The following is a 22,435-nucleotide window of genomic DNA, read 5'->3' on the forward strand; positions in this document are numbered from 1 at the left end:
CCACTGCCGCAAGGAGAAGTCAAGCACTTTTTACAAATAATTACATATTTTTTGTGCAAGTCTTTTGTGTAGACGCTCATCCCTTCATAATATACCGAATCGCATCCTGAATCTGTCTTACATATACCAGCTGGATTCCCCGGGACTTCTCTTTTTCTACGGAGCCGCGGCACACTTCCGGCAGGATTACGGTTTCGAAGCCCAGCTTCTTTGCTTCCTGGACTCTCTGGCCGGCCATGCTTACGGCGCGGACTTCGCCGCTGAGGCCGATTTCCCCGAAGGCCATCAGCTTATCAGGAATCACAATGTCTTTGGTGCTGGATGCGATTGCAAGGCAGATTCCAAGGTCAATCGCCGGCTCTGTCATCTTCATGCCGCCGGCAATGTTTACATAGGCATCGGAAGATGCCAGATGAAGGCCCACCTTTTTCTCCAGAACAGCCATCAGAAGGTTCACGCGGTTAAAATCTGTGCCCACTGCAGTCCGCCTTGGAATGCCAAAATTGCTCTCACATACCAGCGCCTGGATTTCCACAAGGATTGGACGGGTTCCCTCCATAGAACACGCCACAACACACCCGGAAGCATTCTCCGGGCGTCCCTCCAGAAGGTACTCGGAAGGATTGGATACTTCCTCAAGGCCGGACTCCCGCATTTCAAAAACACCAATCTCATTGGTGGAGCCAAATCGGTTCTTGACGGCACGCAGGATCCGGTAGGAAGCATGCCTGTCTCCCTCAAAATAAAGCACGGTGTCCACCATATGCTCCAGCACCCTTGGTCCGGCTACATTTCCCTCTTTGGTCACATGGCCCACTATAAAAATAGTAATTCCAAGTCCCTTGGCAATCTGCATCAGCACGTTCGTAGACTCTCTTACCTGGGACACACTTCCAGGTGCTGAACCGATTTCTTCATCAAACATAGTCTGAATAGAGTCTATGATCGCCACATCCGGCTTCTTGCGCTCCATGACTTCCCGTACCTTATCCAGGTTGGTCTCACACAAAAGCTGTAGATTCTCATTGAAAGTTCCAATACGGTTTGCCCGCAGCTTGATCTGCCGCAGGGATTCCTCGCCGGATATATAAAGCACAGAGCTTCCGTTCTCTGTCAGGTTCCGGCACACCTGCAAAAGAAGGGTGGACTTTCCAATACCCGGATCTCCACCCACAAGAACCAAAGACCCGGGGACGATGCCGCCCCCGAGTACTCTGTCAAGTTCACCTATTTTCGTTGTCTGACGCTCGTCTTCCTTCAGGCTGATATCCTTCAGAATCACCGGTTCAGACTGCTGTCGTATGGACGCTTTGCCCCCTGCGGCAGATTTTTTCACTGTGGAAACTGGTTCCTCCACAAACGAATTCCATGCCTTGCATCCAGGACACTGGCCCATCCACTTGGCGGATTCATAGCCGCACTCCTGACAAAAATAGACTATTTTTTTATTTTTCAGCATTTTACAATTTTTACTTCAACAGCTGAGCCATTTCCAAGCTCTACGCTGAAAGAAAGCTTACCGCCCAGATTGGTTTCCATTTTGCCTGTGCTTGCGCCGTCAAGATATACCTCGTAAACAGCCTCAGCCTCAAGCTCTACTGTAATCTGCGCATCCTCCGGTCCTTCTACGCGAAAGCTCATCTGGCTTCCGTCCTGTGCAAGACCAAATACAGCGGTGCCCGGTACAGACTCATATACGAACATGCCGTTGCGCTCCAGCTTGGTGATCTCCTTGAATGTTTTTACTTTATACATATCTCCCTGATGCGGATAATCAGAGACCTTTGACTTCTGATTCTTCTCATAATCTCCAAAGCTGATAGTACCATTTTCCTCTGTACGGATCAGTTCCTTTACTACTGCCATGATGCTTGTCCTCCCTAAGACTCTTTCGTTATGTTCTCCGGCAAAAATACAGCTGCCGGATCTTCTTCATCAGGTTTCCCTGACGTTGTACATATTATATAATAAAACCTTTTTCTTTGCCAGTACCTTACATGAATTTATAAGTTTTTTAGAATTAACCTGACAAATTTTACGAAATCTTTAATCTTCCTTTTTATCTTTTACAATAAACCGGATTTCTTTATTGCGGTACTGAACCTGTACCTGATCTCCCCTTTTGATCTTGCCCTCCAGAAGCTCATTGGCCAGACGGTCCTCGATCTTGGACTGGATGGCGCGGCGAAGCGGTCTTGCCCCGTATTTGGCGTCAAATCCGGCTTCAGCCAGATAATCCACAGCAGAATTCGTCACATTCAAACGGATGTCCATCTGTTCCATGCAGCGCTCCTCTAAGGATTTCAAAAGCAGGGTGACGATCTTGCGGATTTCCTCTTTGTTCAAAGTATGGAATACCATGATCTCATCGATTCGGTTCAGGAATTCCGGCTTGAAAAGCCTGCGGACTTCTTCCATAACGCCGGATTTCATTTTTTCGTAATCTTTCTTCTCATCCTTTGTGGAAATAAAGCCAAGCTGTTTGGGTTCCACAATGGCCTGCGCCCCTGCATTGGAGGTCATAATGATAATGGTCTGCTTGAAGTCCACCTTTCTTCCGTGGGCATCTGTAATATGGCCGTCGTCCAGCACCTGCAGCAAAATATTGAACACATCCGTGTGAGCCTTCTCAATCTCATCAAAAAGGATCACGCTGTACGGGTTCCTGCGCACCTTCTCACTGAGCTGTCCGCCCTCATCATAGCCAACATACCCTGGCGGGGAACCGATCAGCTTGGAGACGCTGTGCTTCTCCATATATTCAGACATGTCCACACGGATCATTGCCTGCTCGCTTCCAAACACAGCCTGGGCAAGCGCCTTGGAAAGCTCGGTTTTACCAACGCCGGTGGGGCCAAGGAATAAGAAGGAGCCAATAGGGCGATTGGGATCCTTAAGGCCTACACGTCCGCGCTTTACAGCCTGGGAAACTGCATGTACCGCTTCCTCCTGGCCAATTACACGCTTGTGAAGCTCTTTCTCCAGCTGGGCAAGACGTCTGGTCTCCCCTTCGGTCAGCCTCTGTACCGGAATCTTGGTCCAGTCAGATACAATGGATGCCACTGCTTTCTCATCTACTTTTCCGGATCTTCTGCGGCTCTTCTTTTCTTCCTTTGCATGAAGCTGCTCAAGCTTTGCTTCTGCTTCTTTCTGCTTCTGCTGGTATTCTTTTGCAAGAGTCAGATTGCCGCTCTTGATCGCGCCCTCTTTCTCCTGAAGGATCTCCTGGATTTCCCTGCTCAGTTCTTCTGAATCTGTGGATGCCTGATAACCAGACAGCTGTACCTTGGAAGCTGCCTCATCGATCAGGTCGATGGCCTTGTCCGGAAGAAAACGGTCGTTAATGTAGCGCACAGACATTTTCACTGCGGCTTCCAGTGCCTCATCCAGAATCTCCACCTTATGATGGCGCTCGTAATAAGGACGAAGCCCTTTCAAAATCTCATAAGTCTCTTCCTCAGAAGGCTCTTCCACCGTAATCGGCTGGAAACGGCGCTCAAGTGCTGCATCCTTCTCAATATATTTGCGGTATTCCTCCAGGGTGGTAGCTCCAATGATCTGCAGCTCCCCTCTGGAAAGAGATGGCTTCAGAATGTTGGAAGCATCCAGTGCTCCCTCTGCCCCTCCTGCTCCGATAATGGTATGAAGCTCGTCAATAAACAGAAGGATTCCCTGATTCTCCCTTACTTCATCTACCACCTTGCGGATTCGCTCCTCGAACTCGCCTCTGTATTTGCTTCCAGCCACCATTCCGGAAAGATCCAGCACAACCAGTCTTTTGTCCCGGATGGTATCCGGCACGGTGCCTGCGATAATCCTCTGTGCCAGTCCCTCAGCAATGGCTGTTTTGCCCACGCCTGGCTCTCCCACCAGACAGGGATTGTTCTTGGTTCTGCGGCTTAAGATCTGGATCAGCCTGGTGATTTCCCGGTCTCTTCCCACTACAGGATCCAGTCTGCCCTCTGCCGCCATCTGGGTAAGGTCGCGGCTGTACTGGTCAAGTGCCGGGGTAACGCTGCCTTTTTGGCCCTGCTGCATTGCCCGGGCTGCCTGAAATTCTTCCTGGATGGACTCATTGTCATAGCCCATAGCACCAAGAACAGAGGCATAAAGCTTCTGGATGTTCACACCCATAGTGTACAAAAGCCTGGTTCCTACACAGTCCGTCTCTCTTAGCATAGCAAGAAGCAGATGCTCTGTTCCTGCCTTCTCGCAGCCTGTACTCTGTGCCTCTGCTTCTGCACTGTCCAGAACCTTCTGGGTCCTTGGGCTGTAGACCGGCTGCGTGTCTATCACTTCCACATTCCCGGCATCAACAGGGGTAACCAGCTTGTCGATCAGCTCCACAAGCTTCTTGCCATCCACCTGAAATTCCTCCAGCACTCTTCCTGCTGTACCTTCTGTCTCACTTAAAAGCCCCAGGAGAAGATGCTCTGTGCCGATATAGCCAAGCTCAAAGTCAACAGCTGCGGCTTTCGCCAGGGCCAGTGCATTCTGAGCCTGCTTCGTGAATTTATTGCGCATAAATCAGTTGTTCCTCCTTACTGCCCGTACTCATCCAGAATCTCATCGATCAGGCTGTGAACTTCCTCTCTTGTCACATTGTTGCAGCAGCCCCTTGCAAGGGCAATCTTAAGATTCTGCTTCAGTTCTTCCGTGGCTCTTATTTTGTCCACATCTAGGCATATCACTGCGCCTTTTCTTCTGTCAATGGATACAAAGCCCTCCTGGCGCAGCAATGAGTAGGCCTTGTTTACGGTATGCATATTGATTCCGATGGTATCTGCAAGCTGCCTGACAGATGGAAGAGGATCTCCTTCCTGCAGCCGTGATGTGGCAATTCCCAGGATGATCTGATTCATCAGCTGAGTGTACAGTGCCTCACCGCTCTGGAAATCTATTTCGATTACCATATTTCCCTCCCTGTGGCATCTGCCACTGTAAAAACAAAGGGACCGGAGTCTTGGGCCCCGGCCTCTTTGCATCTTTTGTTATCATAAAATTCTTGCTTATTCTTCGCTCTTAGCAGCATCCTCAGCTGGCTGTGCTGCTTCTTCAGCTGCCGGAGCGTTCTGTGTCTCTTCTGCCTTAGCTTCCTCAGGCTTCTCTGGCTGTGCTGCCGGCATCGGAACGGCTGCCGGAATCTTCACTCCAAGGATTCTTCCAAGCTGCTCTCTGTCAAGGATCAGGTTAAATCCCATAGGGTTGATCACAAATGCTTTCGCCTGGCTGATGATCAGTCCCGGCAGCTTCGCAAATGGAACCTTGGCTGCACGAAGCTTCTTGCCTCTTGCAAACTTGTCAAATTCCATAACATCGGTGAAAGCCGGCTGAAGAATATCGCCTTGCTTGTTCTTCAGGTATGGAATGTTCACCTTCTTCGGGTCTTCCGGATCAGTAGCCATTGCTACTAAGAATTCGGATTTCTTAAGGTTTACGATCAGTTCCTCTTCCATCTCACGCATGTTGACTGTGCGCTCTTCTTTCTTAAGCGGACGGCGCAGCTCCTGCATGAAATAAATACCGGAAAGCTGAAGTGTGGAGTTGAAAAGAGGCTGCTTCTTCGGCTCTAACTGGCTGAAGTCTGCCTGTCTGGCGATCTTGGTCAGTTCCACCTCGATCTGGTTCTCTCCATCTACCCATACTACACTGTTTACGCCGATCGCATACAGAGTTCCGTAGAATCTTGGGTAGTCCTTCTTCTCATATTTCATTCCCATGAGAAGAACCTTCTCCTCCAGCTTCTTCTTGCCGAATGCCTTGATTTCTTCTTCTGTGGCAAATACCCACACCTGGTCATTAAAGCTTTCTTCGTCACAAATTACATATGGAAGCTTCGTAGCCTGTGAATACGCTACAAAGACTGCGTCTCTTGTCTGTAATTCCTTAATTGCGTCCTGTTCGCTGATTCCCATGTCTTTATCCTCTCAGTCCTGGTTTTCTTAATGGATGAAAGCTGGCTGCTGTGTGCCTGCGGCTGCAGTCCGTTATTTTCATCGTGAAAACCTGATATGTAAACTATTTTATAACAAAATCATAAAAAAGTAAAGCATAAGACTTGGTATTTTTATGCAATTTACTATGAAAATCCCGGACTTTCACAGGGCATCACTCTCAGGCGATTGTTTCTTTTGTCATAAAGTCTACGATCTGGTCAAGCTGCTCCAGCTGGTTTTCCTTCAGGGCAGACTTCACAGTTACCGTATTCTCACAGATCTCCATATTCTTCATAGAGGACAGGATTTCCTTCATCTGCTTGCCTGCTGTAGACGCCCAGGTACCGTTTTCCAGGACTGCCACCTTACGTTTCTGAAGGTTGTGTGCAGCCAGCTCATGAAGCAGTGTCTCCATTTTCGGGAAAAGGCCTGCATTGTAGGTGGGGCATGCAAATACGATTCTGTCGCAGCGGAATGCCTCAGCCACCAGATAGGAAGGATCTGTTACAGATACATCATAAACGGCAATATTTTTCTCTCCTGCATCTGCAAGCTTGCCTGCCAGAACGTCTGCTGCGTTCTCTGTATTTCCGTAAATGGAAGCGTAAAGGATCAGCACATTATGGTCTTCCGGTGTATAGGTGCTCCATTTCTGGTATTTCTCAATAAACCATCCAAGGTCCTCTCTCCAGATTGGTCCGTGAAGAGGGCAGATCATGGCAATGTCAAGAGTCAGGGCTTTCTTTAAGGCAGCCTGAACCTGTACGCCGTATTTGCCTACAATATTTACCAGATATCTTCTTGCGTCATCCAGCCACTCTTCCTTGAAATTTACCTCATCCGCAAACACATTTCCGTTTAATGCGCCAAAGGTTCCAAAAGCGTCTGCGCTGAACAGCACCTTGTCATATGCATCGTAGGTTACCATTGCCTCCGGCCAGTGAACCATAGGAATCATGGCAAATGCAAGGGTATGTTTTCCCGTGCTGATGGTGTCTCCCTCTTTAATTACAACTGCGTGTGCATCCACATCAAAGGTAAAGAACTGCTTCATCATAGTGAAGGTTTTGGCATTTCCCACAACCTTTACTTCCGGATATCTTCTTACCACTTCTTCTACGATGGCGCAGTGGTCCGGCTCCATGTGGTTCACGATGATGTAGTCCAGTTTCCTTTCCCCAAGGACATGCTCCAGATTCTCAAAAAACTGTCCGCTTACAGCCTTGTCAACGGTGTCCAGAAGCACGGTCTGCTCGTCCAGGATCACATAGGAGTTGTAGGATACCCCTCTTGGAATGGGGTAAATATTTTCAAACAGGGCAAGTCTTCTGTCACTTGCGCCGATCCAGTATAAATCTTCGTTTACTTTCTTTACATTGTACATAGCAAGCTCTCCTTTTTCTATGAACTTATTTCACTGCACTTTTGCGGTTGAGCCATGATCTTTTGAAAATGGCCTTTGCTTTTTCTGGATGAAAAAGGCAGAAAACCAGATCTATAGTCTCCTGCCTATTTTATACCACTTATTTATGCTTCGTCAATCGCTTTTCCAATATCGTGGCGCATATATTTATTTGCAAAAGTAATCCACTCAGTTGCCGCATAAGCATTCTTTCTGGCTTCCTTCAGGTTGCTTCCGGTTGCAGTGATTCCCACTACGCGGCCGCCGTTTGTGACGATCTGTCCGTCTTTAAATTTAGTTCCGGCGTGGAAGCAGTAGTATCCCTCTTTGTCCTTGAAATTCTCAAAGCCGTACATAGGGATCTCCTTCTCATATTTCACCGGATAGCCCTCGCTTGCAAGAACTACGCAGACAGCTGCATTATCCTCAAACTGCAGGTCGATCTGGTCAAGTGTGCCGTCGATGCAGGCTTCCATCACTTCCACAATGTCATTTTTCATACGCGGAAGAACTACCTGTGCTTCCGGATCTCCGAAGCGGGCATTGTATTCCAGAACCTTGGGGCCGTCCTTGGTCAGCATAAGGCCAAAGAAAATAATTCCCTTAAATTCTCTTCCCTCTGCTGCCATAGCATCCACGGTTGGCTGATACACATACTTCTGGCAGAATTCGTCCACTTCCTTAGTGTAGAAGGGGCTTGGGGAAAAGGTTCCCATACCGCCTGTATTCAGACCCTGGTCTCCGTCCATGGCACGCTTGTGATCCTGTGCGGAGGTCATGGTCTTGATGGTCTTGCCATCTACAAAGGACAAAACAGAAACCTCGCGTCCGGTCATAAACTCCTCAATGACCATCGTGTTTCCTGCATTTCCAAACTTCTTATCCTCCATGATCTCCTTGACGCCGTCCTCAGCTTCCTGAAGATCCTTGCAGATCAGAACGCCTTTTCCAAGTGCAAGTCCGTCTGCTTTGAGAACGATCGGGAATTTGGCTTCTGTGCGAAGATATGCAAGCGCTTTTTCGGGATCGTCAAAGTTCTCATATGCAGCAGTAGGAATGTTGTATTTCTTCATCAGATCCTTGGAAAAAGCCTTGGAGCCTTCCAGGATGGCTGCATTTTTGCGGGGTCCGAATACGCGCAGTCCCCGTGACTCAAATACATCTACAACGCCGCCAACCAGAGGATCATCCATACCGATAATGGTAAGATCTACCTGATTCTCCCGTGCAAAATCAGCCAGCTTCTCAAATTCCATGGCACCGATGTTCACGCACTGGGCATATTCTGCAATTCCTGCATTGCCTGGTGCACAGTAAATTTTATCTACCTTAGGGCTTCTTGAAACGCTCCATGCAATGGCATGCTCTCTTCCGCCGCTTCCTACGATCAGTACTTTCATAATATCCTCCTTAGTCGCTGATGGTCACAATGTGATCATCCACAGAAACCTTTCCATTGGCAATCAGATTGATGGCCTTTGGCAAAATTTTCCATTCAGCCTTTTCCATTACGCTTCTCTGAAGAGACTCCGGTGTATCATCCGGCTCAATCTTCACTGCTTTTTGCAGAATGATCGGACCTGTATCTGTGCCGGTATCCACAAAATGGACAGTGGCGCCGGTTACCTTCACGCCCCGCTTTAAGGCTGCCTCATGCACATGAAGTCCATAATATCCAACTCCGCAAAAAGACGGAATCAAAGACGGATGGATGTTAATGATCTTATTTGGAAATGCCTCCACGATCATCGGAGGAATTGCCACAAGATATCCGGCGAGAACGATCAGCTCTGCGCCGCTTTCCTGTAATTTTTTCAGAAGTGCCTCATGGAATTTCTCACGGCTCTCAAATTCCTTAGGGGAAATACAGACCGCCTCGATTCCATGATTCTTCGCTCTTGTAAGGGCATAGGCATTGGGATTGTTGCTGACTACCAGGGATACCTGGGCATTGGTGATCTTACCGGAGTCAACTGCATCCAGAATTGCCTGGAGGTTGGTACCGCCTCCTGATACCAGGACAGCAACCTTTAGCATAATGTCACTCCCTTTTCCCCTGCTTCAATGTGTCCTACCACATATGGAGTCTCGCCAGCTGCCTTGATTGCTTCCATAGTCTTATCCACATCCGCAGGATCAACAGCCAGAACCATTCCAAGCCCCATATTGTAAGTGTTGTACATCATCTTCTCTTCAATGTCTCCTGTTTTTGCAAGAAGCTTGAAGATTGGAAGTACCGGATAGCTGTCTTTCTCGATCACAGCTCTTGTGCCCTCTTTGAGCATACGGGGTACGTTCTCATAGAAGCCGCCGCCTGTAATATGGCTGCATGCATGGATCTTCACCCCTGCATCCTTAATGCTCTTAAGAGCCTTCACGTAAATCTTGGTAGGTGCGATCAGCGCCTCGCCAAGGGTCGTTCCAAGTTCATCATAATAAGTGTCAAGAGATTCCTTTGTCATCTCAAAAACCTTGCGGACAAGGGAGAAACCGTTGCTGTGTACGCCGGAGGATGCCATTCCAATGAGAACATCTCCTGCATTCAGGTTCTCTCCTGTGATCAGGTCCTTCTTATCCACTACGCCAACTGCGAAGCCAGCCAAGTCATACTCGTCTACCGGATAAAATCCAGGCATTTCTGCTGTCTCGCCGCCGATCAGTGCTGCGCTGGACTGGCTGCAGCCTTCTGCAACGCCTTTTACGATCTCAGCGATCTTCTCCGGATAGTTCTTTCCACAGGCAATATAGTCAAGGAAGAAAAGAGGCTCTCCGCCTGCACATGCAATATCATTTACACACATTGCAACACAGTCGATTCCCACAGTGTCATGCTTGTCCATAATAAATGCCAGCTTCAGCTTGGTTCCTACACCGTCTGTACCGGAAACCAGTGTTGGCTCCTCCATGTCCTTAAAGCTGTTCATGGAAAAAGCACCTGAGAATCCGCCGATTCCTCCAAGTACTTCCGGTCTCATTGTCTTTGCAATGTGCTGTTTCATTAACTCTACTGATTTGTATCCTGCCTCAATATCAACGCCCGCGTTCTTGTAATCCATGCCTTTATCCTCCCAGAATTTTTCTGTTTTTCACAGCTGCCTCTTATTTTGCAGCTGCCTCATTTCGGTAAAATCATCGGACAATCCCTATCCGTTTAAACCAGATTACTTATAATTTTTGTGTCCAACTTCCTGCAGTCTTGCATCCTTGGCTTCTACCTGTTCCTTTAACTCCTGGCTGTACGCCTTCAGACGTGCAAGAAGCTCCGGATCGGATGTTGCAAGGATCTTAGCTGCAAGAAGGCCTGCATTTGCACCGCCATTGATGGCAACCGTTGCTACCGGAATACCGGACGGCATCTGTACAATGGAGTACAGGGAATCTCTTCCTCCTAAGGAAGTGGTGTGCATCGGAATTCCGATCACAGGCATCGGGAAAATCGCTGCGCACATTCCCGGCAGATGTGCTGCCATTCCTGCACCTGCAATGATCACCTTAAAGCCTTTTTCCTCAGCTGTCTTCGCATACTCAAAGAACACATCCGGCTCTCTGTGTGCGGAGATAATACGCATTTCGTAATCAATTCCAAGCTTCTCCAGAATGTCTGCCGCCTTGCTCATAACCGGCATATCTGAATCGCTTCCCATTACAATTCCTACTTTTGGCATAATATTCTCCTCTTTTATAAAATGATGTAAGGGGGTAAAAATCCCCTTATATGGAACGACCATTCGGGTAAATTCTACTAAGAATCCTATTTTCTGTCAATACGAATGGCGCAAAGAAAAATTTTTGATGTGCTAATTATTTTTGTTTCCGAAAGGCTTATTCAGTTCCTCTGTTCCTGGAAGGACGAATCTTCCATCTTCAATAATAGAAGTCTCCTCCCCGTTCTTTCCAAGAACACGGATGCTTCCCAGCTCATCATAAGGAATGGTGATATCTGTATGGCAGCCAAAATATGCCTTGCTCATATCTTCCTTACGCAAAATGGAAACCTCGTTGTCCCTTGCGATGATCTCTTTTCCATCCGGGTTAAACACAAGGGTATCCTCGGACCAGCTGTAGCAGGTGTCACCTACTGCAAAATGGGGGCCCATTTTCTCTGCGATCAGAATCGGCAGCTTGTCTGCAATGCCGTATTTCTCCGCAGCCACATAAGCTGTGGTGTTGGTTCCAATGGCAAATTCACCCATAGGAAGAGTTGGATGGTGGAACAGAATGTTATCCTCAATGTATTTCTTATTTTCTTCCTCTGTCTCAAAGTTTCCGCAGGAGTAGGACGCAATCTTGCCGTCCTTAAATTCCAGCTTCAGGTCAACAAACTGCAGTCCCTCCAGATATACCTTGGATACATGAAGCAGTCCGTTTGTGCCAGCAAGAACCGGAGAGGTGAACACTTCTCCTACCGGAATGTTTACATCTGCCACGCAGTTTTCGAAATTGCTTTCCTTTTTCGGGTCACTTAACATATGAAGATGAATCTTCAGATTGGTCTCATTGTTTCCTTTTCCCTTTACCGCTACCCACTCACAGGTATCCAGGGTATCAATGATGGTCTGCTGGATCTTCTGGTACAGCTGGTAATCCAGAGTGTTGATCTTCACGATCTCGCGGAAAATCTCCTCATAATTGCCGCCAATCTCCGGTACCGGGTACGCGATAATGGTAAAGCTTCTCTCGTCGCCTCTGATGTAGCGGTTGGTGATCTGCCCCGCTTCATTTGACATCTCAATCTCCAGCTTCTGCTGTGCCTCAGAATATTCCCAGGCTTCCTTCACGCTCACCGGACTAAACGGCGCTTCTCCAAATACATCAATGCATGCAGGTCCGGCATGAACGGCTGCCAGCTCCTTATATTTCTCATAAGAGGTCTGAAGCGCACGAAGACGTCTCTGCACAAAATCTGCGTCCATGTAAAGGGCGCTGTCCTGGCGGTGGTCATAGTCAAACTGAGGATTGGCCACAGCTCCTGTGTAGCCGATTCTCAGCATTCCACGTCTGTTCACCGCATGAACTCCATAGCGGAAAATCACAGGCTTTAATCCCATTTCCTCAAACTGGAGAATGGCAGCCTTTACCATGCGCTCAAAGCCAAGGTTGTAGCGGATGTTCACCGTTTTCTTCTTGCTAAGATCCTTGCGTCCGTTGACAAATCCCATGCGGTAGCCCTCTGTGTAGGTTCTTGCGCAGGCATCAATCTCTTCCTGGGAAAGTCCGTTCAGGAAACGGGCTGCTCCAAGCTCATTTTCCGTGATATACTCTCCGAACTGATACAGGTATCGAAGATCCGTAAGGTCAGAATCCATAATAATCCTTGCGGCAAAATCCACCTGTGGATCCACGCTTGCCCGGGTGCGCTCCTCGATCATATCCTGGCAGTAGTCATTGATATAGGAGCAGAGAATTCCCTTAAGCTCTGCTTCTGTTGGAAGCTCTTCCTGGGAAAACGCCCCGTATACTTCCAGAAACAGTTCCAGAAGCACGGTCATATCCCACATTCTTTTTTCATGGGCAAAAACAACTGCACCTCTTAACTCTGCATAGAGGAAGGTAAGATCCTTTCCATATTCCCCAAGCTTCTCGCAGGCGTAAACCGGATTTCCGTAGCTGGTTTTGTAATTTTCCGGAAGAATGTCCTCATACAGCTGGTGATTCAGGTTTTTCCATTCCTCCATGGATAAATCTTTCCCGCTTCCGTTCATCACCTGTACGGTTTGGGAAAGAAAGGCTGCGGTTTTCCGGAAGAAATCCTGGTACGGCTCCGGCACCAGCTTCTCGTCCATCACTTCACGAACCCGCTCGCTGGCAAGGGTGTATCGCTCCACTAATAATTCGTCCAAATTTTCCCCTCACTTTCTCTTTATATATCTCCGATCACATGTCCTTTTTCCACATGCTTGTCGATTAGTTCCTGCATATATTCCCAGATCTTCGGTGCACCCTCCCCTGTGCGGCTGTTGCGCTTGTAGATCTGGCTTTTCTTTACCCCATGCTCTACCCAGCTGATTCCGTCTGTAGCATCATTGAGGAAAAGCGGCTGGCTGTTGTCCAGCATGTGAGCATACTTAGCCTCCGGTGTCTCGTAGGCCTCGAATTCCTCCCAGAGATCATAGAGCCATTTGCCCTGATCCTCAGGAAGCAGTCCAAAAATACGGTCTGCCCCTTTTTTCTCACGGGCACGCTTTGTCTTTGCACCGTCATCATCATAGGCATAGGTATCCCCGGCATCAATTTCCACAAGGTCGTGGATCAGAACCATGGGAATTACCTTGGACAGATCCACTTCTTTCGGCGCATACTCCTTCAGAAGCACTGCCATCAGCGCCAGATGCCAGGAATGCTCCGCATCGTTCTCCTTGCGTTTCCCGTCTGCCAGATAGGTCTGCCGCATAATATTTTTCACCTTATCCACTTCCAAAATAAAGTCCATCTGTTTTTTCAAACGTTCGTCCATAGTACTCCTTTCAAACGCGCTCTCAGTCAAAGCCCTGTCAGGTAAATACCAAGCCATACCACCATGATCAGGCCGTTTGCGATGGAGCCGATCATACTGGTTTTGTGGCTTTTGCCCTCTTCTGAAAAGCTGAGAAGGCCCATAATAAATCCGTACACAGAAAGAAGAGTGGCAAAAAGGCCCACTCCTCCTACTAAAAAGCCCAGGCTGGTGTCCAGAAAATAGGCCAGTGCCACTGCCGTTATAAACAGCAAAAAGGACGCCGCTGCCAGGCCGGCAGACAGCTTCCCTTTTTTGGCTTCTTTTTTCTTTGTAAATGAATATCTATATCTTCTTGCCATAATGGAATTTTCTCCTAATATGATTGCAGATGAGAAACAGAACATATCCAAGGGCTGCCCCAAGGGTGTTCAGAATCATATCATCTACATCAAAACATCCGACCTTCGTGACAAGCTGGATCACTTCTACTGTCAGACTTAATATAAATCCTGATATGCAGATAAGAAAACCACTGTTCATTCTTCTGAAAATAACCGGAAGGATAAACCCGAAAGGTAGGAAGCCGATCACATTTCCGAAAATATTGGTAAATACCGCAAATGCGCCCAGCTGTTCCCGATATACCCAGAACCTTCTGATTTCCACAAAAGGCACCAGATTATACCGATACACCCGTTCCGCCTGTGCAACCCTGCCGTACTCCTCTGAAAAGAAGAGAAAGTAGATCAGCAGGATCACATAGACTGCAAACAACACGATTCCCATACGGCGAATCATCGTTTTCGTTTCCTTTTTCAAAACAATCCCCTTAAATCATCATATCGGATTTGCCCTTCAGAAGTCTGGCACCGTTCACGATCATGAGAACTCCGGTTGTGACGCCGGTTACCAGGGTAATGATTCCAAGGGCAATGCTTCCGGCTCCCACGCCTGATACGATCTTATAAAGCTTCTCGCTCATCAGCAATTTCCTCCTTTTACCATTATTCTGCGCCGTACTGGCTGTAATATGCATCAATGGCAGCTTTCAAAGTGTCGTCGATGATGACCTTTCCTTTATATTCTTTGTTATAAAGATGCTCTACCACCTCTGCCATGGTAACGATGGCTGTTGTCTTCAGACCATATTTCTCCTCGATTTCCTTAAGGGCACTCTTGGTTCCCTGGCCGCGCTCCATACGGTCTACAGATACTACAAGACCGATAGGGGAAACGTCTCCCTGTGCCTTGATGATAGGCAGAGTCTCCTGAATGGAGGTTCCAGCGGTGGTAACATCCTCAATGATCACTACCTTGTCGCCATCCTCGATCGGGCTTCCAAGAAGGATTCCCTTATCGCCATGGTCCTTTACCTCTTTACGGTTGGAGCAGTAGCGGATGTCCTTGCCATACTCTTCGCTGATTGCTATAGTTGCAGCAACCGTCAGCGGGATTCCCTTGTATGCAGGTCCGAAAAGCACATCAAAATCCAGTCCGAATTTACTCTCGATTGCTTTTGCATAATACTGGCCCAGTCTGCGAAGCTGTGCTCCTGTGCGATAGAATCCTGTATTTACGAAAAACGGGGTCTTTCTTCCTGATTTTGTAACGAAATCTCCGAATTTCAGCACATTGCAGTCGATCATAAACTCAATAAATTCCTGTTTATACTGTTCCATTTTTATGTCCTCCTTAGGTCTTATCCTGTTTTATCTGAATTATTTCACACAGCCGATGAGCTGGTTAATGTCTTCTACTTTCTGTTTCTCAAGGAATGCCTCCATGCCGTCCACAACCTCCTGGGTAGTGTATGGATTGATGAAGTTGGCAGTTCCCACAGAGACTGCGGTGGCACCTGCCATAATAAACTCCAGGGCATCCTCTGCGCTTGCGATTCCGCCCATTCCAATGATCGGGATCTTCACCGCATTTGCAACCTGGTATACCATGCGCACTGCAACAGGCTTCACAGCCGGACCGGACATTCCTCCGGTTTTGTTGGCAAGGGCAAAGGTTCTGCGGTTAATATCAATCTTCATTCCTGTGATGGTATTGATCAGGGAAACCACATCTGCTCCGCCGCTCTCTGCAGCACGGGCCATCTCTGTGATGTCGGTTACATTAGGGCTCAGCTTCATGATCACGGGCTGCTTGGCATATTTTTTCACTTCTTTTGTGATTGCCTCAAGTGCCTTTGGATTCTGGCCAAAAGCAATTCCTCCCTCTTTTACATTGGGGCAGGATACATTGATCTCCAGCATATCCACAGGCTCATTAGCCAGACGTTCTACTACCTCACAGTAATCCTCTGTGGTCTTTCCGCACACATTTACGATAATCTTTGTGTCGTATTTCAGAAGGAATGGGATGTCTCTTTCACAGAAAACATCGATTCCCGGATTCTGAAGTCCGATGGCATTGAGCATGCCTCCTGTGGTCTCGGCAACGCGAGGGGTAGGATTGCCCGGCCACGGCACATTTGCCACGCCCTTTGTCACTACTGCGCCAAGATGGTTCAGATCTACAAACTCACTGTATTCCGCACCGGAGCCAAAGGTTCCGGAAGCTGTCATTACCGGGTTCTTCAGGGTAACTCCGGCAAGATTTACGCTCATTTTACTCATAACTCCACCTCCGTACTAAGGAATACCGGACCATCCTTACATACTCGCTTATTGTGTACATGGGAGTGGGAATCCACCTCTGTGGACTGGCATACGCAGCCTAAACATGCACCGATTCCGCATGCCATGCGCTCTTCCATGGAGATCCAGCAGGGAATGCCTTTTTCAAGGGCATACGCCTTGATTGCACGAAGCATAGGCTTTGGTCCGCAGGCAAAGATCACGTCTGCTTCCAGAGCATTCTCACGGATGGCATCCATTACATTTCCCTTTGTTCCGGCAGAGCCGTCCTCTGTGGCAATGTATACGTCACCGTTTTTGGCAAATTCCTTATCAAGAAACAGCTCGTCGCGGTAGCCAAGAACTGCCATTTTCTGTGCATGCAGCTGCTTCATGGTCTCAAGCATAGGCGGTACACCGATGCCGCCGCCCATAAGGAATACTTTTTTGCCTTCTGCTTCCTCTAACGGAAAGCCGTTTCCAAGAGGTCCGAGAAGATCCAGCTGTGCGCCTGCGCCAAGTCTGGAAAATCCTTCTGTACCTGTATGTTTGCCTGTAACGCGGTAAACAAGACGCAGTGCGCCCTTCTCCTTATCGATTTCACACAGGCTGATAGGACGGGGAAGCAGCTTGCCCCCATCCTGTGTATATACGGAGACAAACTGTCCCGGTTTTGCGTTTCCTGCTATGGTCTTCGTCTGCAGCCACATGCTGTAGATATCTTTGCCAATGCATTCCTGGCTGATCACAGTGCAGGTTTCTTTTACCTTTGTGCCCATTTTCTTCCTCCTAGCGGTTTTCCAGTGCTTCGCTGATATCCTGTACCATGTCTTTTACAGCCCGGCGGGAAGCATCCGCATAGTTTGCCTCACCAAATTCCGCATATTTCTCCTGTTTGTAGGCTGCAATAATTCCTCTGGAAGAGTTTACAATCGCGCCAAGTCCGTCCTTGTTGAAGAAATGTACAAGGTCAGCGCCCTTACCGCCCTGTGCACCGTATCCAGGTACCAGGATGAAGGTTTTCGGCATCAGTTCTCTTAATACCTTGCCCATTTCCGGATAGGTTGCGCCTACTACCGCACCTACATAGCTGTAGCCGTCTCCCATAAAGTCAGCGCCCCACTCTGCTACCTTCTCACCAACCCACTCATAAACCGGGCGGCCTTCTGCGATTCTGTCTTGGAACTCGCCGCTGGACGGATTGGAAGTCTTAACCAGCACGAAAATTCCCTTTTTCTCTTCTTTGCACACATCTACGAAAGGTTTCACGCCGTCAGTTCCAAGGTATGGGTTTACAGTCGCAAAATCCTCATCAAAGGGTGCGTAGGTCTTGCTTCCGATCTGAATCTTTCCAAGATGTGCAGTTGCATAGGCAGCGGATGTGGATCCGATGTCGCCTCGCTTAATATCTCCGATCACCACCAGGTTCTTCTCCTTGCAGTAGTCAATGGTACGCTTGTAAGCTGCAAGTCCCGGAAGTCCGAACTGCTCGTACATAGCAATCTGGGGCTTCACTGCCGGGATCAGATCGTATGTAGCATCTACGATTCCTTTGTTAAACTGCCAGATTGCCTCTGCAGCGCCCTCTAAAGTCTCGCCGAATTCCTTGTATGCATTCTCCTGGATCTGCTTTGGAATGTAGTTCAGCATTGGGTCTAAGCCTACTACAATAGGCGCACCTGTTTTCTTGATATTTGCAATAAGTTTGTTGATCATGGATGTTGTCCTCCTGGATATATTTTATAGGAAGCCAGGCACCACAGGGCATGGTCTGCCAGGATGCCGGTCCTGTTGTTCACTTAAAATAGGATTATTTCACTGCGGATGGATCTGTGTAGACCACTTTGCCGTCGCAGATGGTGTACAGGATCTTTCCTTTTACTTCTTTCCCCTCAAACGGGGTATTCTTTCCTTTGGAAACAAAGTCTGCTTTATGGATGGTGTATGGATGCTTGATATCTGCGATCACTACATCTGCCGGATGACCCTCCTGCAGGGTTCCGCAGGGCAGATTCAGAATCTTGGCCGGATTGTAGCTCATCTTCTCCACCAGCTGGGAAAGAGTCAGGACTCCTGTCTCAACCAGTGCGGTGTAGCTAAGGGCAAAGCTGGTCTCAATTCCTACAATTCCAAATGCTGCGGTGCGCATGGAACCGGTCTTGTCCTTCTGGGTATGAGGAGCATGGTCTGTGCTGATAACCTGAATATAGCCTTCCTTCAGGCCTTCGATCAGGGCATCCACATCCTTTCTGGTACGAAGAGGCGGATTCATCTTGTAGTTAGGATCGTCTCTCTCAATATCATCGGATGTAAGAATGAAGTGATGGGGGCAAACCTCTGCGGTTACATTCTGAATGCCCTCTTCCTTCAGCATTTTCATCATAATTGCCACGCCTCTTGTGGAGCAGTGGCACAGATGCAGCTTCGCCCCTGTCTCAATGGCAAGAAGAGAATCTCTTGCTGCAATGGTATCCTCTGTGGAATTGCAGATTCCCGGAAGCCCCAGACGCTTTGCATTCTCGTCATCGTTCATGCAGCCGTCCCCGCGAAGAGTCATATCCTCACAGTGGTCAAAAATAGGAAGTCCAGCTTTTACTGCTTCTTCCATGGCCTGCTTGCAAAGGCTTGCTTTCATAACGGACTTGCCGTCTTCTGAAAGAACAGGCACGCCTGCAGCTGCCATTCCTGCAATGTCAGAAAGCTCGCATCCAAGTTCCCCCTTGGTCATGGCTCCTGCCTGAAGCACATGGATGGGGGAAACCTGAGCCGCTTTGTTTTTCACATAGTTGGCACGGTCCGGACAGTCAATCACCGGAGTGGTATTCGGCATTGCCACAACTGTAGTCACACCGCCTCTTGCCGCTGCCTTCGAGCCGCTTTCAATGTCTTCCTTCTCAGTCTGTCCCGGATCACGGAAATGCACATGCAGATCCACCAGTCCTGGCATTACCACCATTCCTCTGGCATCTATGATCCTGTCATCCTTATCCTTTACCTTCAGCTTCTCTCCGATTTCCTGGATCACGCAGCCGTCCAGGTAAACATCTGCAATCTTGTCCATCTGGGACGCCGCATCCACAACACGACCGCCCTGAATCAGAATACCCATTTGATTCTCTCCCTTCTGGTATCTATCAAAAAATACACTTGGCATATGTTAGATTATATCACAACTATCATACACGAAAACGTTCATTTAATAAAGACTTTTTTTCCACAAGTATCTGTTTGGCCGCCAGAATTGTTTTTTTTTCACACAAATTTAATTCTCCTTGACTTTTTCTGGTGCAGGTTATATAATCAATCCATGTCGAAGATTATTTAATGTAAAATCACTAGTTTTTAGAGATTATATATTTACATGATATAGTCTGTAAAATCTGGTGATTTTTTTTCGCCAGAACAGTATTATAATTTTTTTATTTTTTATGGAGGTAACTCAAATGAACAAGGGCACTGTAAAATGGTTCAACGCTGAAAAAGGTTATGGTTTCATCACAGGAGAAGACGGAGCTGATGTATTCGTACACTTTTCTGCAATCAATGGTGAAGGCTTCAAATCTCTTGAAGAAGGCCAGGCTGTAACATATGACTTAACAGAGGGCGCTCGCGGAATGCAGGCAGCTAACGTTACTAAGTTATAATTGAGGCAAAAAATTCCCCTCGGATGATTCCGGGGGGATTTTTTTAACCTTTTATTGAAATTTATGAAAAATGAATGCCTGACAGATTCGGTCTGGCGGCAGGCTGCCGAATTATTTTATTCGGCGTCTCCGCTCAGTCCGTTCAGATAGGAATCCAGTGCGGAGGTATCCATAACAGTCTCTGTCTGTACGGTCTCCTGTCCCTCTGTTACCTTGCCATAGACAGAGTAGCCAATCCAGCATACAGCAACAATACATACAACAAGTGCTGCAAGCTTCTCAAGATTCAGGATCAGTTTCTCTCTTTTCATGATTTTCTCACGGTTTGCTTTCTCTGCTTTGTAAGCATCTACTTTCTTCTGACTCATAGTAGCACGTCTCCTTTGCGATGAAATATCGTCTTAAGTGAGTATAGCACACTTTTTTCAAAAAAGGAAGCGTATTCATTATACCGCTACAATAATTCCACCGTCATTTGCATACATGCTGCTGACTCCGGCCGTGTTAAGTACCACGATGTCGGTCAGCTTCATCTTCTCCTGGATGGCTTCCTTGAGCATCTGAGCCTTCTTGGGGCTGTTGCAGTGTGAAATGGCAAGCACCTTACTCTCACTGTTCTCCGTAGCTTCCATAATCTTCTCCACCATCTTTACAAGAGCCTTGTTCATGCCTCTGGCCTGGTCTAACTGGCAGATGCTGCCTTCCGGTGTGGAGCCCATGATCGGCTTGATCTTAAGTGCAGTTGCCACAAGTGCCTTCACACGGCTGAGACGGCCATTCTTGCGAAGGGTCTCCAGATTCTCCAGAACGAAAAATGTATGCTGCTCTTCAATATATTTATTCACCACGCTGATGACATCCTCAAAAGGAAGTCCAGCGTCCTCGCACTGTGCGATCTTCATGGCGATCAGGGTCTGTCCTACGGAAGCAGAGCGGGAATTAAACACGTGAACCTGCTTATCCTTCCTCTCCTCATGAAGAAGGCTTGCTCCAAGAACAGCGCTGTTGTAGGAACCGCTTAATTCAGAGGAAAGAGTCACGCAGTACACATGATCTGCCTCGCAGTCAAATGCCTTTCTGTAGCTCTCTGGAGACGGGCACGCTGACTTGGGGCATTCCGGGCAGGCTGCAACCTTCTGAAGGAAATCTGCCTGGTCAAAGGTCTCGTCATCAATTATATTCTCACTTCCCACAGTAAGCGTCAGCGGTACAGATTCAAATCTCTCATCCTGCTTCCACTGCTCCAGAAGTTCTCCGCAACTATCTATAACAATTTTATAGCTCAATTATATCGTCCTCTTTTCCATGCTATGTAGTTTTAAATACCACATCTATATTAACACATTACTACATGTTTGAAAAGAGTTTTTTCTTTCCTTTTTTGGCAATTTGCTTTATAATGGTAAATACTTATGAATTTGTTTTTCCCGTGAAAGGAGGCACCTATGCTTGCCCTGAAAATCACTGATCAGAAAGATTTCACAAACAAACTTTTTCTCGGCGACACCTTCGACCTTTTTTGGCTGAACCAGGCCGAGATCACCACAAGCAATCTCTTTACCATTGACGGCAGACTGCAGACTGAATTTTTCGACAATGACCAGCAGGAATTTTTAAGTTCCAGCCATCGCACCTACTCACTGTGGAAAGAGGTGAAGCCCATCTGCTATTCCATCATCCGCGGGAAGCGTTCGCCGCTTTCCTTTAAGATCGTGCTTCAGTTTTCTCCCAATAAAGCTGCTGCCCTGCTTCAGAACTCGTCCCTTCCTTTTCCCCCGGAACAGGTGGCGGGACTATATCTGAACCTTCAGTACAAAAACAAAACCCTTCTTTGCACTACCGGCACTTCCCTGAAGACCTTTTTCCCGGGCAAAGAACTGGACCATCTCTGGGAGCAGTATGTAACGGAGTTTTTCAGTCATAATGAGATTTCCGCTGAGAGCTTATAGTCTCAGCTCTCCTCATCCGTTCCCAGATAAAATGCGATCATGTCTACGAATTCACTGTTCGTTGGTCTGTATTCCAGAGGATATCCGGCGATCTGTTCCAGCCTTTCCCGATGATTTTCCCAACATACATTTACAATAGTACGGATATCATGCTCTATATTGGATGGTTTGGATTTAAATTTCTTTGCCAGCCTTGGATAAATGTCCTTTGTGATCTTCATCGGTCTTTCCTGAAATTCCATAGTCATCCGTATAGCTTCTGCCACAAAATAATATCCTTTGTATTTTGATGTTGCACCTAGTTTACGTATCGTTCCGTATACCTCTTTCATGTTAAGTCCCTCCCACAATTAGTTACTCCTGCATCTGCAGTTAGCGAATTTTTGCCTCTATATATAATACGAATTAATTTCCAGTTTTTTAGCTTTTTGAGATAATTTTTTT

At 47.6% G+C, this 22,435-nt stretch carries 25 protein-coding genes; 2 read left to right on the forward strand and 23 right to left on the reverse strand.

The genetic code is table 11. The features are described 5' to 3' along the window. Nucleotides 1-76: 76 nt before the first annotated feature. The 20 genes from radA to DWZ38_RS15520 all read right to left on the reverse strand — a co-directional run bounded on the left by radA (nucleotide 77) and on the right by DWZ38_RS15520 (nucleotide 19,507). Nucleotides 77-1,459 (reverse strand): DNA repair protein RadA, encoded by a 1,383-nt coding sequence (gene radA / locus DWZ38_RS15430; protein WP_117854005.1) that lies wholly within the window; start codon nucleotides 1,457-1,459, stop codon nucleotides 77-79. Continuing rightward, nucleotides 1,453-1,866, reverse strand: coding sequence for an endosialidase (locus tag DWZ38_RS15435; RefSeq protein WP_117854007.1), 414 nt, complete (start codon nucleotides 1,864-1,866; stop codon nucleotides 1,453-1,455). Before DWZ38_RS15435 ends, radA begins: the two co-directional genes overlap by 7 nt. Before the next feature lie 180 nt (nucleotides 1,867-2,046). Beyond that, the gene (locus tag DWZ38_RS15440; RefSeq protein ID WP_117854010.1) at nucleotides 2,047-4,524 is read right to left on the reverse strand and encodes an ATP-dependent Clp protease ATP-binding subunit; all 2,478 of its coding nucleotides are present in this window, start codon (nucleotides 4,522-4,524) and stop codon (nucleotides 2,047-2,049) included. A 17-nt stretch (nucleotides 4,525-4,541) separates the two neighbouring features. Further along, nucleotides 4,542-4,913, reverse strand: a complete 372-nt coding sequence (locus DWZ38_RS15445; protein ID WP_021925379.1) for a GntR family transcriptional regulator — start codon at nucleotides 4,911-4,913, stop codon at nucleotides 4,542-4,544. 96 nt (nucleotides 4,914-5,009) lie between these two features. Continuing rightward, nucleotides 5,010-5,915: an SseB family protein gene (locus tag DWZ38_RS15450; protein WP_117854012.1), complete on the reverse strand. Its 906-nt coding sequence runs from the start codon at nucleotides 5,913-5,915 to the stop codon at nucleotides 5,010-5,012. A 199-nt stretch (nucleotides 5,916-6,114) separates the two neighbouring features. Continuing rightward, nucleotides 6,115-7,320, reverse strand: coding sequence for an FprA family A-type flavoprotein (locus tag DWZ38_RS15455; RefSeq protein ID WP_021925381.1), 1,206 nt, complete (start codon nucleotides 7,318-7,320; stop codon nucleotides 6,115-6,117). Nucleotides 7,321-7,463: 143 nt separating this feature from the next. After that, nucleotides 7,464-8,738 (reverse strand): phosphoribosylamine--glycine ligase, encoded by a 1,275-nt coding sequence (purD, locus tag DWZ38_RS15460; RefSeq protein WP_117854015.1) that lies wholly within the window; start codon nucleotides 8,736-8,738, stop codon nucleotides 7,464-7,466. 10 nt (nucleotides 8,739-8,748) lie between these two features. Continuing rightward, a complete protein-coding gene (purN, locus tag DWZ38_RS15465) occupies nucleotides 8,749-9,375 on the reverse strand; it encodes a phosphoribosylglycinamide formyltransferase (RefSeq protein ID WP_021925383.1) in 627 nt (208 codons plus the stop codon). Further along, entirely contained in the window at nucleotides 9,369-10,394 is a 1,026-nt protein-coding gene (gene purM / locus DWZ38_RS15470) for a phosphoribosylformylglycinamidine cyclo-ligase (RefSeq protein ID WP_117854017.1), read from the reverse strand. Before purM ends, purN begins: the two co-directional genes overlap by 7 nt. Before the next feature lie 105 nt (nucleotides 10,395-10,499). Next, the gene (purE, locus tag DWZ38_RS15475; protein ID WP_021925385.1) at nucleotides 10,500-11,003 is read right to left on the reverse strand and encodes a 5-(carboxyamino)imidazole ribonucleotide mutase; all 504 of its coding nucleotides are present in this window, start codon (nucleotides 11,001-11,003) and stop codon (nucleotides 10,500-10,502) included. 132 nt (nucleotides 11,004-11,135) lie between these two features. Next, entirely contained in the window at nucleotides 11,136-13,121 is a 1,986-nt protein-coding gene (locus tag DWZ38_RS15480) for an aminopeptidase (RefSeq protein ID WP_117854141.1), read from the reverse strand. 77 nt (nucleotides 13,122-13,198) lie between these two features. Continuing rightward, complete coding sequence (locus DWZ38_RS15485) at nucleotides 13,199-13,792, reverse strand: HD domain-containing protein (protein ID WP_243000298.1); 594 nt, start codon at nucleotides 13,790-13,792, stop codon at nucleotides 13,199-13,201. A gap of 26 nt (nucleotides 13,793-13,818) precedes the next feature. Continuing rightward, a complete protein-coding gene (locus DWZ38_RS15490; protein ID WP_021925388.1) occupies nucleotides 13,819-14,133 on the reverse strand; it encodes a DUF6142 family protein in 315 nt (104 codons plus the stop codon). Beyond that, nucleotides 14,117-14,572 carry a VanZ family protein gene (locus DWZ38_RS15495; RefSeq protein WP_117854020.1) on the reverse strand — a complete coding sequence of 152 codons (456 nt, stop codon included), beginning with the start codon at nucleotides 14,570-14,572 and terminating at the stop codon, nucleotides 14,117-14,119. The genes DWZ38_RS15490 and DWZ38_RS15495 overlap by 17 nt, the downstream gene beginning before the upstream one ends. A gap of 31 nt (nucleotides 14,573-14,603) precedes the next feature. Next, the gene (locus DWZ38_RS22295) at nucleotides 14,604-14,756 is read right to left on the reverse strand and encodes a hypothetical protein (RefSeq protein WP_021925390.1); all 153 of its coding nucleotides are present in this window, start codon (nucleotides 14,754-14,756) and stop codon (nucleotides 14,604-14,606) included. A gap of 22 nt (nucleotides 14,757-14,778) precedes the next feature. Further along, on the reverse strand, nucleotides 14,779-15,453 hold the full coding sequence (gene pyrE, locus DWZ38_RS15500; RefSeq protein ID WP_117854022.1) for an orotate phosphoribosyltransferase: 675 nt from the start codon (nucleotides 15,451-15,453) through the stop codon (nucleotides 14,779-14,781). 39 nt (nucleotides 15,454-15,492) lie between these two features. Further along, nucleotides 15,493-16,398: a dihydroorotate dehydrogenase gene (locus DWZ38_RS15505; protein WP_117854024.1), complete on the reverse strand. Its 906-nt coding sequence runs from the start codon at nucleotides 16,396-16,398 to the stop codon at nucleotides 15,493-15,495. Next, nucleotides 16,395-17,177 (reverse strand): dihydroorotate dehydrogenase electron transfer subunit, encoded by a 783-nt coding sequence (locus tag DWZ38_RS15510; protein WP_021925393.1) that lies wholly within the window; start codon nucleotides 17,175-17,177, stop codon nucleotides 16,395-16,397. The genes DWZ38_RS15505 and DWZ38_RS15510 overlap by 4 nt, the downstream gene beginning before the upstream one ends. A 10-nt stretch (nucleotides 17,178-17,187) precedes the next feature. Beyond that, a complete protein-coding gene (pyrF, locus tag DWZ38_RS15515; protein ID WP_117854027.1) occupies nucleotides 17,188-18,114 on the reverse strand; it encodes an orotidine-5'-phosphate decarboxylase in 927 nt (308 codons plus the stop codon). A 94-nt stretch (nucleotides 18,115-18,208) separates the two neighbouring features. Continuing rightward, complete coding sequence (locus DWZ38_RS15520) at nucleotides 18,209-19,507, reverse strand: dihydroorotase (protein ID WP_021925395.1); 1,299 nt, start codon at nucleotides 19,505-19,507, stop codon at nucleotides 18,209-18,211. Between the two features lie 334 nt (nucleotides 19,508-19,841). Between DWZ38_RS15520 and DWZ38_RS15525 the strand changes: the two genes are divergently transcribed. Continuing rightward, nucleotides 19,842-20,042 carry a cold shock domain-containing protein gene (locus DWZ38_RS15525; RefSeq protein WP_008705499.1) on the forward strand — a complete coding sequence of 67 codons (201 nt, stop codon included), beginning with the start codon at nucleotides 19,842-19,844 and terminating at the stop codon, nucleotides 20,040-20,042. A gap of 116 nt (nucleotides 20,043-20,158) precedes the next feature. On the opposite strand, the gene DWZ38_RS15530 is transcribed toward DWZ38_RS15525, so the two are convergent. Together DWZ38_RS15530 and DWZ38_RS15535 are read right to left on the reverse strand one after the other, a co-directional pair. Beyond that, a complete protein-coding gene (locus tag DWZ38_RS15530) occupies nucleotides 20,159-20,410 on the reverse strand; it encodes a hypothetical protein (RefSeq protein ID WP_117854029.1) in 252 nt (83 codons plus the stop codon). Between the two features lie 78 nt (nucleotides 20,411-20,488). Continuing rightward, nucleotides 20,489-21,328 carry a DegV family protein gene (locus DWZ38_RS15535; protein ID WP_021925397.1) on the reverse strand — a complete coding sequence of 280 codons (840 nt, stop codon included), beginning with the start codon at nucleotides 21,326-21,328 and terminating at the stop codon, nucleotides 20,489-20,491. A gap of 159 nt (nucleotides 21,329-21,487) precedes the next feature. Here DWZ38_RS15535 and DWZ38_RS15540 point away from each other — a divergent pair, with 159 nt between their 5' ends. After that, nucleotides 21,488-21,991, forward strand: a complete 504-nt coding sequence (locus DWZ38_RS15540; protein WP_117854031.1) for a DUF5721 family protein — start codon at nucleotides 21,488-21,490, stop codon at nucleotides 21,989-21,991. Between the two features lie 2 nt (nucleotides 21,992-21,993). Here the strand turns inward: DWZ38_RS15540 and DWZ38_RS15545 are convergent, their stop codons facing one another. Then, nucleotides 21,994-22,323, reverse strand: a complete 330-nt coding sequence (locus tag DWZ38_RS15545) for a sporulation initiation factor Spo0A C-terminal domain-containing protein (protein WP_117854034.1) — start codon at nucleotides 22,321-22,323, stop codon at nucleotides 21,994-21,996. Nucleotides 22,324-22,435 lie beyond the last annotated feature (112 nt).

It is taken from the genome of Ruminococcus sp. AF31-8BH (assembly GCF_003460605.1).
In the GTDB taxonomy this organism is placed as follows: Bacteria; Bacillota; Clostridia; order Lachnospirales; family Lachnospiraceae; genus Blautia_A; species Blautia_A acetigignens.

Bases quoted from the DNA above. Each gene is read 5' to 3' on its own strand.
- radA (WP_117854005.1), bottom strand. From the start codon at position 1,459: ATGCTGAAAAATAAAAAAATAGTCTATTTTTGTCAGGAGTGCGGCTAT.
- DWZ38_RS15435 (WP_117854007.1), bottom strand. From the start codon at position 1,866: ATGGCAGTAGTAAAGGAACTGATCCGTACAGAGGAAAATGGTACTATC.
- DWZ38_RS15440 (WP_117854010.1), bottom strand. From the start codon at position 4,524: ATGCGCAATAAATTCACGAAGCAGGCTCAGAATGCACTGGCCCTGGCG.
- DWZ38_RS15445 (WP_021925379.1), bottom strand. From the start codon at position 4,913: ATGGTAATCGAAATAGATTTCCAGAGCGGTGAGGCACTGTACACTCAG.
- DWZ38_RS15450 (WP_117854012.1), bottom strand. From the start codon at position 5,915: ATGGGAATCAGCGAACAGGACGCAATTAAGGAATTACAGACAAGAGAC.
- DWZ38_RS15455 (WP_021925381.1), bottom strand. From the start codon at position 7,320: ATGTACAATGTAAAGAAAGTAAACGAAGATTTATACTGGATCGGCGCA.
- purD (WP_117854015.1), bottom strand. From the start codon at position 8,738: ATGAAAGTACTGATCGTAGGAAGCGGCGGAAGAGAGCATGCCATTGCA.
- purN (WP_021925383.1), bottom strand. From the start codon at position 9,375: ATGCTAAAGGTTGCTGTCCTGGTATCAGGAGGCGGTACCAACCTCCAG.
- purM (WP_117854017.1), bottom strand. From the start codon at position 10,394: ATGGATTACAAGAACGCGGGCGTTGATATTGAGGCAGGATACAAATCA.
- purE (WP_021925385.1), bottom strand. From the start codon at position 11,003: ATGCCAAAAGTAGGAATTGTAATGGGAAGCGATTCAGATATGCCGGTT.
- DWZ38_RS15480 (WP_117854141.1), bottom strand. From the start codon at position 13,121: ATGGACGAGAAGCTGGTGCCGGAGCCGTACCAGGATTTCTTCCGGAAA.
- DWZ38_RS15485 (WP_243000298.1), bottom strand. From the start codon at position 13,792: ATGGACGAACGTTTGAAAAAACAGATGGACTTTATTTTGGAAGTGGAT.
- DWZ38_RS15490 (WP_021925388.1), bottom strand. From the start codon at position 14,133: ATGGCAAGAAGATATAGATATTCATTTACAAAGAAAAAAGAAGCCAAA.
- DWZ38_RS15495 (WP_117854020.1), bottom strand. From the start codon at position 14,572: ATGATTCGCCGTATGGGAATCGTGTTGTTTGCAGTCTATGTGATCCTG.
- DWZ38_RS22295 (WP_021925390.1), bottom strand. From the start codon at position 14,756: ATGAGCGAGAAGCTTTATAAGATCGTATCAGGCGTGGGAGCCGGAAGC.
- pyrE (WP_117854022.1), bottom strand. From the start codon at position 15,453: ATGGAACAGTATAAACAGGAATTTATTGAGTTTATGATCGACTGCAAT.
- DWZ38_RS15505 (WP_117854024.1), bottom strand. From the start codon at position 16,398: ATGAGTAAAATGAGCGTAAATCTTGCCGGAGTTACCCTGAAGAACCCG.
- DWZ38_RS15510 (WP_021925393.1), bottom strand. From the start codon at position 17,177: ATGGGCACAAAGGTAAAAGAAACCTGCACTGTGATCAGCCAGGAATGC.
- pyrF (WP_117854027.1), bottom strand. From the start codon at position 18,114: ATGATCAACAAACTTATTGCAAATATCAAGAAAACAGGTGCGCCTATT.
- DWZ38_RS15520 (WP_021925395.1), bottom strand. From the start codon at position 19,507: ATGGGTATTCTGATTCAGGGCGGTCGTGTTGTGGATGCGGCGTCCCAG.
- DWZ38_RS15525 (WP_008705499.1), top strand. From the start codon at position 19,842: ATGAACAAGGGCACTGTAAAATGGTTCAACGCTGAAAAAGGTTATGGT.
- DWZ38_RS15530 (WP_117854029.1), bottom strand. From the start codon at position 20,410: ATGAGTCAGAAGAAAGTAGATGCTTACAAAGCAGAGAAAGCAAACCGT.
- DWZ38_RS15540 (WP_117854031.1), top strand. From the start codon at position 21,488: ATGCTTGCCCTGAAAATCACTGATCAGAAAGATTTCACAAACAAACTT.
- DWZ38_RS15545 (WP_117854034.1), bottom strand. From the start codon at position 22,323: ATGAAAGAGGTATACGGAACGATACGTAAACTAGGTGCAACATCAAAA.